This is a genomic window from Halorussus salinus (assembly GCF_004765815.2).
Lineage (GTDB): Archaea > Halobacteriota > Halobacteria > Halobacteriales > Haladaptataceae > Halorussus > Halorussus salinus.
In genome coordinates, this window is the sequence record NZ_SBIS02000012.1 from 205,257 (window position 1) to 219,066 (window position 13,810).

The 13,810-nt window shown below is 59.1% G+C and carries 7 protein-coding genes and 1 pseudogene; 3 read left to right on the top strand and 5 right to left on the bottom strand.

The window, feature by feature from the left end; genetic code table 11:
• The first annotated feature begins 239 nt into the window (after window positions 1–239).
• The 3 genes from EPL00_RS21870 to EPL00_RS21880 all read left to right on the top strand — a co-directional run bounded on the left by EPL00_RS21870 (window position 240) and on the right by EPL00_RS21880 (window position 2,429).
• Entirely contained in the window at window positions 240–560 is a 321-nt protein-coding gene (locus tag EPL00_RS21870) for a hypothetical protein (RefSeq protein WP_162224293.1), read from the top strand.
• A gap of 610 nt (window positions 561–1,170) precedes the next feature.
• On the top strand, window positions 1,171–2,043 hold the full coding sequence (locus EPL00_RS21875; protein WP_135855320.1) for a ParA family protein: 873 nt from the start codon (window positions 1,171–1,173) through the stop codon (window positions 2,041–2,043).
• Window positions 2,040–2,429: a hypothetical protein gene (locus EPL00_RS21880; protein WP_135855321.1), complete on the top strand. Its 390-nt coding sequence runs from the start codon at window positions 2,040–2,042 to the stop codon at window positions 2,427–2,429. Before EPL00_RS21875 ends, EPL00_RS21880 begins: the two co-directional genes overlap by 4 nt.
• A gap of 561 nt (window positions 2,430–2,990) precedes the next feature.
• On the opposite strand, the gene EPL00_RS21885 is transcribed toward EPL00_RS21880, so the two are convergent.
• From EPL00_RS21885 to EPL00_RS21905, 5 genes and pseudogenes are all read right to left on the bottom strand, one after another.
• A complete protein-coding gene (locus tag EPL00_RS21885; protein ID WP_135855322.1) occupies window positions 2,991–3,506 on the bottom strand; it encodes a hypothetical protein in 516 nt (171 codons plus the stop codon).
• Window positions 3,507–3,508: 2 nt separating this feature from the next.
• Window positions 3,509–11,566 carry a hypothetical protein gene (locus EPL00_RS21890; protein WP_135855323.1) on the bottom strand — a complete coding sequence of 2,686 codons (8,058 nt, stop codon included), beginning with the start codon at window positions 11,564–11,566 and terminating at the stop codon, window positions 3,509–3,511.
• Between the two features lie 478 nt (window positions 11,567–12,044).
• The gene (locus tag EPL00_RS21895; protein WP_135855324.1) at window positions 12,045–12,965 is read right to left on the bottom strand and encodes a hypothetical protein; all 921 of its coding nucleotides are present in this window, start codon (window positions 12,963–12,965) and stop codon (window positions 12,045–12,047) included.
• 86 nt (window positions 12,966–13,051) lie between these two features.
• Window positions 13,052–13,414 carry a helix-turn-helix domain-containing protein gene (locus tag EPL00_RS21900; protein ID WP_162224294.1) on the bottom strand — a complete coding sequence of 121 codons (363 nt, stop codon included), beginning with the start codon at window positions 13,412–13,414 and terminating at the stop codon, window positions 13,052–13,054.
• Window positions 13,415–13,595: 181 nt separating this feature from the next.
• Window positions 13,596–13,810 (bottom strand): annotated as a pseudogene (locus EPL00_RS21905) (hypothetical protein); the annotation flags it as partial.

Consider the following 13,810-nt stretch of genomic DNA (forward strand, 5'->3'; position numbering starts at 1 on the left):
TTCGGTCTCCCCACCCGTCCAACTCGCTGACTTACGTCTAAGAAACGAGAAAATCGAATCGAATTCCGCAAGCGGATCTCAACAACGTGCTGGTGCAGTTGAACGAAACTCCCCTTCCGTGTCGCATCGAATCTTCCCGCTGCGAGTTGCTCCCAGCGATATTTTGATATTATAGAGCGTATTAAAATAATCTAATGCGTCGAACACCAGATTCCGTTTCTGCGTCGTTAGACCCGCCGATGGACATGGCTGTTGAGTTGTTCCTCGAACACGGTGAACGAGCAGATTTTATTCGGGACACTCTTCGAGAGGAGTTTTTCGGTCGTGAGCCGGAGTCTATCGACGAGTATCGCGTTTTGACTGAGCTGGCACGGCAACACATCAGGGAGTTAGATGCCGACATCGAACGGTTAGAGAACGAAATCGCCTCCAAGCGGCGACAGCAAAAGAAGTATAGAGAGTACGTGGATCGCTTGGAGGAGCTAAAGTCGGAGATTGCAAAGAAAGACGCAAAAGAAGAGATGAATCGACTTGACCAAGCCGATCCAGTAAACAAGTAGCTGTTGCCATCACGGCCTCCACCGACAAACTAAGATAGAGAGACCATCGTTTCCAGTGCTTTTCCAAACTGAAGCGTGAGTCGTTGCAGTGGCGGTCGACATTTACTATTCTTGTCAATCGTCAATTGCGGGGTGTCAGCATCGGCTTGGCTGTCTTGTGTCGCGGTCAAATGCTTCTCATCCTCAACTGAGTCATCGTCGTTCGGTGTTCTCTAGAACGACTCCCTCCGCTGGGGTAGCGGTCTGTCCTCTTAGAGACTTACCTCCAACTAGGGCAGTATAGTGTACGTGACTGTCTTTCATACAGGAATAGTCCAAGTAGTATTCTTGTTTGGTGTTACTGTCTAGTGTTACTGCTTGGTATTGCTGTCCAGTATTATTACTTGGTGTTACTAACCATTGACAATAGCCAGTACAGTTGACCAGTCTATCTGGTTAGCGTATTCGACAGGTACGTGTACTCAATGAATCTGATGAGTACATCTGGCTAACCCACCCCCCAGTGTTTCTAGATAGTGTTACTAAATAGTATTACTGGACAATTTTACTGGACAGTGTTACTGGCTTGTCTGACGAGTCTTTTTATAGCAGGGGTGGGACATCTCAATTGATGATCTCGTACACCGTCTGGAGTGAAGCAGGCGGCATCGGCAAAACAACGACCACCATCAGCCTCGCCGCTGCACACGCCCGCCGCGACCAAGACGTTCTCGTCATCGACATGGACCCACAGGATGGGGGCCTCACCCATCACTTCGGCGCAGAAGACTACCGCAAAGACCCTGACGTGGACAACCTCGTCCGACACCTCGTTGAACGTCCGAAAGGAGACTTCGGAGATATCATCCGAACTGTGGAAGACGATATTGACCTTGTCCCCAGCCACAACATGCTCAGCGACCTCGAACAGAACCTCTCTCGGGCAGCGAAAATGGAGGAGTCCATGCATGACGCCAATTATCGCTGGCCGAAAGAAAAGCAACTCCGGCGTGTCCTCGCTGACGCCGACATCCCGAACGAGTACGATGTGATCATCGTGGACCCGCCTGCGACGGTTGGTCAGCACCTCTATAATGCTGTGTACGCCACCTCGAACTTGTTCATCCCTGCAGAACTCTCCCCGAAGGGGAAGCAAAGCGTGGACGGGCTGCGTGACGTTGTTGACGGCATTGAGGATACGCTCGGCGATATCGAGGTCGGCGTCCTTGGAGTGGTCCCAAACAAAGTCTCTGATACGACCCTCCAACAGGAATACGAACAGCGACTCGCCGACCAAGACCTCCCCGTTGCACCCGTCTCGATTCGAGAGCGCGGGGCGATGCTGAGTACTGCATGGGAACACCAAGTCAGCATCTTCGAACTCGCTGAAAATGATGACTACCGCGACCTCCGCGACTACGAGGAGCAGACCTTGGAGAAGTTCCACCAGCTCGCCGACTACATCACGACACAGTTCGAGAACCCTGAGGAAGTGAAAGCATGAAATCCGGCGCATCAGATCCATTTGCTGACGACGATGACTCGACTGACGAGACGAAACAGGAAACAGAGACGGACTCGGTAGTGTCTGAGCAGTCAACCGACCGAGTTGACTCGGCAGATGAGGTCAGTAATACTGGTCAGTTTAACCGATCAGACTTACCATTCAAACTTCGTCGTGACAAGGTGAAAGACGAACGAGAGAACGTCCATCAGTTGTTTGTCCAAGATGCGACTGAAGCGGACGAGCAGGATGCTCGCCGCAATCTCGATGACCGCTTCGATGAAAGCGTCTACAAACTCGACGCCCGCGAGGCGATTTATCTCGCAGGAATGCAGAATATCGACGACGCCGAAGACATCCTCCGAGAGTGGGGCTACGACCTATAGCCCACTCCCGCTAACCAATGTTGACCTAGCCATAGATGCCATCATTGGTTAGTTCCGGTCGTTGTCGCCGCAGCTTGGAACACCTTCATCACCCCTCATTCGTCGTTCAGTCCGTCGTAGTCAGTATCCCGAACCGTCGGGATTACTCACCAGCGCGTAGTACTCCCGCCCGTGAACCTGCTTGCGTGGCCCGATCTCCTCGCTGTCAGTCAACCTGTCGCCGTCGGTGTCGTAGCCAGTCTTGTGTGTGTCGGTCTCGACGGCCTACTTGATTCACCGTTGAACCCAACTGAGTGAGTACGAGCTGGTTAGCTGTCGCGGTTAAATTCGGCAGATGTGAGGAAGTCGGCAGTTGTTGGTGGCTCCCAACCGCCTTCGGTCTACGGTTCGGAAGAGGGGAGAACGTCGTCCTCGGCTAGTTCGTTAACTGGTGGCTGTAGGTCGTCTGCTTCCTTTAAAGGCTCTTCGTCAAGTTCCGATGACGAGCCGTACGCCCGGAGCAATTGGCGGATCTCGTCAGTCGGTAGACCAAATGTCTGTTTCAAACTGCATTTCTGAATCCTACCGACGGTCTTCGACAGTCTCCAATAGCTCTTGAAGTTCCCGAATCTGTCTGTGATCTCGAACGTCTTCATTTGTGGCAAATATCTTCTCCAACGATTCGTTCCCGAGACGAATCACTTCCTTGGTGAACGCCTCCTTCGTTATGATGACTTGAGGTTCGATGGACATCCGTTCGTGCGGTTCATCAGCGCTCTTTTTGGAGAAACATTGTGCGAAGGTCATCGTTTCGTCATCGCGTGGATCAAGAACGAGATACGTTGGCCCATCGGCCGTCTTGATGACTCTCTTTTCACCGTTTTCGATTGTCTCGACTGCCTCTAGAGCCTGACCTAAGAAGTTAGTCAGGTACACACCGGTATACCCTTTCTCAGCCCCGGAGATAGACACGTCTCCTGCTTGGATTCCGAGTGAAACACGCGGATTGTACGCGCGTCCCTCACCGGTGACCTGCCGCTCGAAATCGTCGTCGAACTCAACCGTTAGCCGGAATCGATCAAACACTGGGTCAGTCATCTCTACTTCAGTCTATCTTTCCAGTCGTTCGCTTCGCCGATCCATTGTTTTACTGCCGATCCTTCGCCTTCAGGGAAGGCAGAAACCAACTTTCCGGTGTCCGGATCAACTCGAACCGTGATTTCGTCAATACCGTCTATCGAAGGTTTATAGATGTATTCTATGTCACCTGTTGCCCCTATTTCGGGGTTGTCACCTCGTTTCACCGCGGTATACACGAGTTCTTTTACCTCCTCTTCTGAAAGTCTATTCGGCAAGTCGCGCCCCTTAACAGTTTGACCTATAGGGAAGAACGAGGTTAGTCTTTTCTCATCCAACTCAATCGTACCGTAAACGTGACGACCGCGTATGTGTGTCCAACCGGTATCTCGGTCACCCAGTTCAAGCGACACTACACCGGTGTTATCGTTGAACGATTCATCCGGCGAAGTAACGAATTCAGTTTTACTTAAGTCACCTCCATCGGCTTCAACTTTGAGAAGTTGTTTAGCAGTGATATCACTATCTGCGTAGTACTTTGTGTTGTCGTCGTCAATCAACTTCGACGCCCGCTGAAGGTCGTTCCCGTCGATATCGTCACGCTCGTAGGCCTGGATAAGCGGGACGATGTCTCTTTGAGCGGTGTTTCGGAAGAACTGCACGCCGAGAATCTCGGTCTCTGATAGAACTTCTTTGAATTCTCCGCCAAGCCCATCGTCAACTAAACTTTCGTGTTTCTGAAGAACGTTCTCGATATCCCGACTACTTAGGTCCGCACCGTCAGCCCGCCTCGCTTGGACGAGTACTCGCTGTGAATCAGCATCCATCCGAACGAACTGATTCAAGGCGTCATCGTCCAGTTCGCTCGCCACCTCGACGCCATACCGACTGGTATGAACGAACGCTCGTCGAGCGTTTGCAGCACTCACGTCGGTCTTCGCTAACCGCGCGCTGAATTCACTCGGGTCAACATCCGCCGCAACGACCGCATCATTATACACTCGTTGCTCACGATCATTCAGATCCGTACAGTCACCACCACCGACCCGCTGGGTTCCGTATCCACCAGCACTACACGCCCGTTGGAACAGGGCTTTCACGTCTTCGTCGTCCAACTTTCGGAGGTCGTCTGCCCCATCCTCCCCGTGGCGCGCAAGGAACCTCGTCACCCGCTTCTGCTCAACGTCCGATAGGTCGGCGGTATCAACCTCAGCCTTCTGCTGAAGTTTCCACAGCCGATAGGTCGCACCCGCCGATTTCGCCCGCCGCAGTAGTGGCCCCGCCGCTTTCTTCCCACCTTCGGCCAGCCCGGTGGCCACGCGCGCCTTGCCACGGTCGTAGGGTGCCTTCAGCCGCATCGCGGTCTGGCCTGCCCGCGTCGATTTGGCGAACGACTCCATCTTTTTGAAGTACGACGTACTTTTGACGAATGACCCGACTTTCGCTCCTGCAATCGCTTTCGTGAGGAATCCGGCGACATACCCGCCGTACCATGCGTGCTTGTACTCGTCGTAGTACTGGTCGCCCTTCGAGTAGGGGTTATTCGTCTGCTGTTTGTCTTGAACACTTGATAGCATCGCCTCCATGAACATATCGAGCAAGCCGGTTCGGTCGAGTACTTCGATTAACTGTCTAAGTTGCTTCACGAACCCGAAGGGGTCGTCGAAGAACCCGAGGAGCGACTGAATACTGCTTCCGATGTTGGCTTGGAAGCCCGAACATGCGCCTAAATAGCCAGCGAAGCCACCGTTCTGTCTTCCGGTCGCGCTCATCCGCTTGGCTAACTGTCCGCAGTCGTTCGCTCGACGAATCGCGGTAAGAGACTCTCGATTCCCGTGGCTATCGGTCGCCGTCACCTCGACAGTAGACCCGCTAAGTCCAGTGTCTCCTATCTGGCTGATTTCGACGGTCATCGACCCATTGTGGTGGCTGAAGACGCGTTCGGGTGATTCGCGATAGAACGTGTTCCCGTCTTTTCGAAGCGTCGTCTGTTCGACGCCACTCGGGTCGGCGACGAAGTAATCGACGAGATACGTGCGTTCGAGAGCGCTGTAGTTTTCGATATAACCGTACTTGGCGAGGCGAATGTCCGGCCCCCGGTAGTCGTAGAGGGTCGGGTCTGCACCGAAATCGCGCTCGCGGCCGTCTTCGAGACCGTCGCCGTCGCTATCTCGGTTATCTGGATTCGTCTGGTACAGCCACTCCTCGCGGTCCGAGAGGCCGTCCTCGTCGGAATCTCGGCTGAGGGGGTCCGGACTCACCCACGGCCGGTAGAGTTGCGCTTTCTTTTTGCTCGGACTCTGCGCGCTAAGATACGTCCGCGACTTCTCCGGACTCCGCGTCACCGCGAGATGGTATCCACTTTCGACCTCCTGCTTGTCGCTCAGTCCGTCGTGGTCGGTATCCCGGACCGTCGGGTTGCTCACCAACGCGTAGTACTCCCGCCCGTGAACCTGCTTGCGCGGCCCGATCTCCTCGCTGTCGGTCAACCCGTCGCCGTCCGTGTCCGCGAGGTACGGGTCCGTATCCAGACATTGCCCGCGGCCGTCCCAGAGGCCGCAGGTCCCGCGCTCGACGCTGTCGTAGAGACCGTCGCCGTCGGAGTCGTAGCCGATTTTCAGCGCATCGATCTCGAAGGTCGCGCGCCCGACCGTCACGACCCGAATCGTGACCTGTTCGCCCGCGAACTGCGAGAGGTCTTGTTCGACCGCCTCAAACTCGCCGCGGTCGCCCTCGCCGCCGGGGATGATGCCCGTCGCCTTGACCGTCGAGTTGTTCGCCGTGCGAGCGATGTGCGAGCGGTCCTCGCCGTAGACACGGATGCGCTGGTCGTCAGGACCGATGACCACGAGTTCGGCGACCGACCGGTCGCTGGTGGCCTCGGCTTTGGCGATAGTGCCGAGCGTGACGGTTTCGGCGTCGCGTAACGTGACGGTACGTTCAAGGCTCGATTTACGCGGACAGCCGTTCGGCTTCCAACCGGGGAACTTCGGACAGGCGTCGTTCAGGTTCTTTGTATCGTCACTGTCGTCGTCCTCCGGACAGCCGTCCGGCCCGGAGCCAGCCTCGTCCGGACAGTCGTCGTAGTAGTCGTTGTACTGGTCGTCGTCGCTGTTCTGCGCGCATCCGTCGTCAACGCCGGGCGTATTCGGACAGTCATCGTAGTAATTGCGCGTGCCGTCGTCGTCGCTGTCACTCTTACAGCCGTCACCAGCCCCGACTTCGTACGGACAGTCGTCCTCATGGTTGACTTTTCCGTCGTCGTCGCTGTCGATGGGACAACCGTCGGACCCGAGACCATATTCGTACGGGCAGTTGTCATTGCGGTCCCACGTCTCATCACCGTCGGAGTCATCTCTCGGGTCCGGGTTCGAAACCTCCTTTTCCGTAGTCGTCTCCTTCGTCGTCTCCTCTGTCGTTTGACACCCCCGAGGATTCTGACGACAGTACACGTAGCCCGAAACGGTCTTGGCATCGGTCGTCCGTACCGTAGTCGTCGCTGTCGGCGGTTTGGTCGTCGTGGTCGTTGCGGTTGGCGGTTTGGTCGTCGCGTCACTCGTGTCCGTACCCTGTTCCGTTGGATCGGTGTCTGCCGTCGCGGTCCGGTCGGTATCTATCGTTGCTGTCGACTCGCCCGTCGTCGTCCGACCGGTTGCTCCTCCGTCAGTGGTCGTCACCGTGGTGACTGTTGGCGAACCATCACTGGCTCTATTGGTAGTCGTGGTGTTCGTCGACGTTCCGCCCGTTACGGTAGTGACGGTGCGAGTCATCGTCTCGGTCACCACAGTGGTCGTTCGCTCGGAGGTGGTCTGGGTCCCCGCGGCGTCGGTCGTCGTCTTCGCGTCCGGGACACGGGTGGTCGAGGAGTTCGCCCTGGACCGACCCCCGAGTTGTTTCGTCCGGTCGTCCGGTTTCGTCCAGTTGCGGTTGTCGGGGCGGTCGGTCGTGCCGACGACGACCGCCGACGAGCGGTCGGCGGTATCCGTGTCGCTGGCGGTATCGAGCGATGCTGTCGCACTGACCGTCGCGGTCGAGACTGTGCCGTTTTCTGTCCAGTTGGCGAGGTTGCTGAAGTCGTCGCTTTGGGACCATTTTGCGGGTCGGGTGCGGTTGAACTGTGCTTCCCATTTGTCGGTTGAGATGACCGTATACGTCGAGAAGTGGGGTGTTTCGGCGGTGACGGTGTCGTTGGTGGTGTCGACGGTGGAGTTCTCGACGGCGACGAAGGTTTGGAGGGTTTCGTTGTAGCGGTAGGCGTCGAGCGTCGATTCGTTTGCGTCGCTGACCGTCGACTCGTTGTAGGGGAGGGTGATGTTCGCGGTCGAGAAGTTCTCGCTGGTCTCGAACTCGTAGGTCTCGCTCGCCGTGACGTTCTGGACTGTCTGGGTTTCTAAGACGGGTTCGGAACTGTTGTTGACCGAGACCGTGTCGGCGACGTTGCCCTCGCCGGTGATGGACATCGTGACGCCGGTTTGTTCATCGGTCGAACTCGTCGTGAACGTCTCGTTGCCGTCGAGCGTCCCGTCGCCGTCGGTGTCGGCCACCGTCGGGTCCGTCGAGAGGTTGATCTCCTCGCTGTCGTTCAAGCCGTCGCTGTCGGTGTCGCCCGCCAATGGGTTCGTCCCGTAGATGTCTAGTTCTTCGCTGTCGTTCAGGCGGTCGCCGTCGGTGTCCGACTGGTTCAGGTTGGTTCCGACGGTCCGCTCGCGGCTGGTGTCGAGTCCATCGTTGTCGAAGTCTTCGGCGGCGTCGGGAACGCCGTCGTCGTCGGTGTCCGCCGACTGGGGCGATAGCAGACTGGATTGGGTCTCGTAGCCGTCGCTGAGACCGTCGTCGTCGGTGTCGTTGTCGTAGGGGTCGGTCCCCAGCGCGTACTCGTAGTAGGTAGCGACGGCATCCGCGTCGAAGTCTTCCGAACCATCGCTGACGTTGTTGCCTGCTTCGTTGGTGTCCGTGCGTCCCGAGTTACTGTCGGCGACGAGCGGGTTCGTGAGCGTCCGGTTCAACTCGGTGCTGTCGTTCAGGCGGTCGCCGTCAGTGTCCGAGGAGTTCGGGTCGGTGCCGTACTGGTGGACTTCCGGGCCGTCCCAGATTGTTTCGTTGTCGGTGTCGACGTTCAGCGGGTCGGTCTGGTAGGTGTGAATCTCGGGACCGTCTTCGAGACCGTCGTCGTCGGTGTCCGCGTCGAGCGGGTCCGTACCGTTGGCGACTTCCGGGCCGTCCCGGAGACCGTCACCGTCCGTGTCCGCCACCAGCGGGTCCGTTCCGTGGATGTTCAGTTCGGCCCCGTCCGAGAGGCCGTCACCGTCCGTATCTACCGCTAGTGGGTCGGTGCCGTGGTCTTCGACTTCTGCACCGTCCGCTACCCCGTCGCCGTCGGTATCAGCCGTCAGCGGTTCGGTTCCATGTACCTGAACCTCGGCTCCGTCTTGCAAGCCGTCGCCGTCCGTGTCCGGCGCGCTCGGGTCCGTCCCATGAGTATCGACTTCGACGCCGTCGGTGAGGTTGTCGCCGTCCGTATCCGCGACGTGAGGGTCGGTATCGTGGGTCTGCTCACGCTTGTTGTCCAGTCCGTCGCTCTCGAAGTCCTCGCTGGCGTCGAGCGTCCCGTCGCCGTCCGTGTCGGTCGCCCGCGGATCCAGCCGGTCGTACTCCAACTCGAACCCATCCTGAAGCTCGTCGCCGTCGGTATCTGGGTCGAGCGGGTCGAGCGTCGCGTCGAACTCCTCAGCGTTGCTCGCGCCGTCCCGGTCCAAGTCCTCCGCGCCGTCCCGTCGGCCGTTGTCGCTCTCGTCGGGCGCAGTCCGATTCGAGTCGCTGTCCGGATTGTCCGGCAACAACCCCGCCACCGTCTCGTTCCCGTCCGTCACCCTGTCGTCGTCAGTATCCGCCGCCAACGGGTCCGTCCCATACTGCAGGACCTCCTCACCGTCGGATAGACTGTCGCCGTCGCTATGAACCGCCAACGGGTCAGTGTCGTACTCGTTGACCTCCTCGCCATCCGTGAGACCGTCGCCGTCAGTGTCCGCGACCAACGGTTCAGTGCCGTGGTCGTGGACTTCGGGACCGTCTTCCAGACCGTCCCCGTCCGTGTCTACCGTGAGCGGGTCGGTACCGTTCTCGCGGACTTCCGCCGTGTCGTTGAGACCATCGTCGTCGGTGTCTGCGTCAGTGGGTTCAGTGCCGTACTCGTGGATTTCCGTGGCGTCCGAGAGACCGTCACCGTCCGTGTCGGGTTCGTTCGGATCCGTCTCGTGCTTCTCCACTTCCGCCGCGTCGGTCACCCCGTCACCGTCAGTGTCGACCACATTCGGGTCGGTCCCGTACCGCTTGACCTCCGCGCCGTCCCAAAGACCGTCGTCGTCGCTATCAACCGTATTCGGGCTGGTGTGTTGGACGTTGATCTCGGTCGCATCTCCTAGTCCGTCGCTATCGCTATCGAACTCGGTCGGGTCGGTGTCGTACCGACGTAACTCCTCGTGGTCGTCCAGTCTGTCGCCGTCCGTGTCGATGCCGGTCGGGTCGGTCCCAAGTCGCACCTCGGCGTCATCCGTCACCCCGTCGCCGTCCGTATCGTTGCTCGCCGGGTCGGTGCCGTACTGACTGACTTCCACCCCGTCGGCGATGCCGTCATCGTCCGAGTTGTTGCTCAATGGGTCGCTCCCGTACCTCGTCGTCTCGTTGTCGAGGAGACCATCGTCGTCCGTGTCGGGATTGAGCGGATCGGTGTCGTATTTTTGGAGTTCCGCGCCGTCTTCGAGACCGTCGCCGTCCGTGTCGGGATCGTCGAGCGCGGTGCCGAGGGTCTGCTCGCGCTGGTTGGATAGGCCGTCGCCGTCGAGGTCGCCGCCAGCATCGTCCGTTGCGTTCCCGGTCGCGGTGCTGTCGACCCGCACGGGACTGAGACCGTCGGCACGAATCTCGACACCATCCGCGAGACCGTCGCCGTCCGTGTCGGCCCGGAAGGGGTCCGACCCGACGTGCTGTTCGGCGGCGGTCGTGGCGTTATCAGCGTCGAAGTCCTCCCGGCCGTCGCGGACGCCATCGTCGCCCTCGTCGCTGTCGGTCCGAGCGGCGTCGCTGTCAGGGTCCAGCGGGTCGGTCCCAGTAACTGCCTCCTCGTAGCTCGCGCGAAGACCGTCGCCGTCGAGCCGCAGGACTGCAGAATCGTGCTGGACGAGCGAGACATTCGTCGTGGTCATGGCGACGCCAGCGGTCGTCGCGTTCACGACGATGCGGTGGGGCGCGTCGGTCAGCCGGAGGGTCGCGGTGAACGTCGCGTTGCGACCGGGCGCGCTCGGCGTCGAGACCGACACCGGTCGCCGGTCACCGTCCACGGTCACGGTGACGTTGGTGTAAAGCGTGCGCGCGTCGGACACCACACCGCGGAGGGTGTACGTGTAGCGGCCGTCACGGAACGGGTCTTGCCGTGTGGTGAGCCGCACCTGCGGGTCGGTGGCGCGGTCCAACAGAGCGAGCGCGCGCTGGGCGGCCAGCCAACTCTCCTTGTACGCGTCGATAGCGGCGGCGTACCGGCCGTTCGTCCGGCGTCGGTCGCCGCGCGCGAGCGCCTCGCGCGCCGTCGAGACATGCGAGGAGACTTGGGTGGCGGTCGTGTCGTTTAGCGAGGTTGGGTGTTGGTTGACGCGTTTGATGTCGGTGAGGGCGGTGTCGGCGGCGCGGTGGTCGGCGACGGCGAGGAGGCGGGCGGCGGCGGGGGTTGAGTTTTGGATGTCGGCGGCGACCTGTTGGTCAGTGATGAAAACGTCTCGGCTTTCCGGCCGGGTTGGTCCGGAGATGGCGAGGGTTGCTTTGAGTCTGGCGAGCGCGTTGGCGGTGTCGTTGCTTGCGGCGAGCCGGTCGATGGCGACTCCTCTGAGTTGTCTGGCGTTCGATGTAGAGAGTTGTGTTGCGAGTTCGGTTGTGGTGTTGGGTGGGGATTGGGCGTTGGGTACGGGTGAGGAGGTCGCGGGTGGGGTAGGCGAGGAGGAAGTGGGTGTGCTGACTGCGTTGAGCGGCAGGGCGGCTGTGACGATGAGAAGTGAAAATATTACTGCTAATATCTGACGAGATAACTGCATTTTCCCTATCTGTTAAGACAGTATTTATTTAAAAGTTATTACCTAGTTCTGGCTGATATGATTGGTCATTGAAAACCGCACCACACGGCGGCGTGTCCGTAGAAAGACAATCCCACGGCATAAGCCATGGGCAGGCGACAGATACACCAGCAGTTCGACAACACTGCAAAGCGCACCCTCTCGAAGCACTCGAAGAAGTGACCACCACAACCGCAACCCACAACTACAACCCTCCACGGGAGAGTTTCCCCGGCCACAGACGCTGTTGGCGGTCAAACCGCTCCCTCACCCTCTCTATAGTTGCCGCTGGATGCCGCTGGAACTGATAGACGCACCAGTAAGCGTATCGTGTCACCGCCACGAGGAGCCACCGTTTGGGGTGGGCTACATGTCGTGACGGATTCAGACCGCGGTCGATTACGGTCGGTTGTGGGAGAGAGGTGTCCCTCTCGGGGGATGTGTGGGTCCACCCACTCCGTTATCCGGCCACCTCGTCTGTTGCCGGACCCTCCGACTCACCGAGCGAATGCTCGCCCGGTAGATCGGCGTCGTCCGTGAGAACGACAACGTTCTCCTTGTACGTGAGGCCGTCCGCGGTGCGTTTCTTCTGGGTAGTGATGAGGCGGTGCTTGCTGAGTTCTCGCATCGCGTCAAGCGTCCGCCGCGCCAATTCTTGCGCATAGTTTTTCGAGACGCCCTCCTCGTTTGCGCGAATCCAGTCCGCAAGGTCCGAGGATTTCAGGTAGACGCGCCACCCGCTGCTGCCGGTGGTCCACAACTGATAACGGCCGGGATCGTCTCGTTCTCGCCACGCTTTCGCCGCTAATTCGTCTGGCTTCCGGTTGGTGACGCTCGCGAGCATTTCGTCATCATAGCGAGCAAGTCGCTGGATCGGGAGGAGGTCGGCCGTGGAGTGTGCGACTGCGCCGCCACGATTGAGTGCATCCTCCTCTCCAGGCAAGCGAGCATAGTGGTTGCCGTCGTCTTTCGTGACCCGCTCGACGCGCTCGCCCTCGATGTCGAGCAGTTCGTCCATGATGTTCGGCTCGACGTTGTCATACTGGAGGTGTGCGCTTTTTTCGAGTTCTCGCGATTGGAGTTCCGCGATCATCGACCGCGTTCCGTTCGCCTTCGCTTCCAGCGCGCTCAGGCGCGCATCGTGTTCGCCTTCGACTGTCTCCGCTACGTTTGCGAGTCGCGCTTCGGCTTCCCGGCGTGCGTCACGTTCGTTGGCTAGTTCGTCGCGGAGGTCGTCTACCTCGGCTTCGAGGTCGGCGATCTGTTCGTGGAGGTCCGCGGTTGCTTGCTGGATGCGTTGTTCGACGAGTTCATCGAGCTGGTCGGGGAGTACTTGTTCGGTCGGGGTGTGCGATTCGTCGGTGGGGGTGTCGGTGGTCATGGGTTCTCGGGGAGGTTCGGTGATAGTTGGATGGCGATACCGCTAGGCGTGCATGCGCGCGAACGGACGAACAAGGGCCGACTGAGCTACCCGCGGGATTGCCCGCGGAGACACTCAGTCGGCGGATTCACGAGGAGTTCCGTCTCAGGTATGTCGATATCGAGCGAGGTAGCGTTCCGCACGAACAACTGCGCAACTAGGCTTTCGCCCTCCTCGGTGAGGTTGCAGGTGAATCCACGGGCGTCCTCCGGGTGATCGGTCTTCGTGATGAAGCCTCGCTCGACGAGTTCGTTGAGCCGCGGGTAGAACTGGCCGCCCTCGGTGTTGGTCTGGCCGAGTGTTTCGAGTTCCTCCATGACATCCGTCCCAACCGGGGTGTCGTTCGCTTGGTTCGCGCGGTAGGCCGCGAGTAGGAGGTCGCGTTTATAGCTCGTGAGATCGGCCGCCATCTCCGTTATTGAGCGAGACGAATTCATCGACGGTCACCTCCCGTGCGAGCAGTAAATTCCGTGGGTAGGGTGCAACCACAGGGCTGGAGGGTGTGTTCCGTGGGACTATCGGCAGTGATCGCGGAAATCTTCGAATTACAGCACGGACACTCACCATCCTCAAGCGTCGTCGTGACACTACTCATTGGTCGGTCACCTCCTCGTTCGCACGGCGGATCCGCTGGCAGAACTGGCAGGGTGCGTACCGCTGGTCTTGAGCGTCGGCGCGGGCGAGTTGTGTGAGGTCGTCGTGGTCCACCGGGCACAGCGGGGTATCGTCGTGGTCGGTCTCGTGGTAGGCGTACGTATTCGTCCGATTCGTCGTCCGGACGAGAACGGTGTCACTTGCGGGAAACG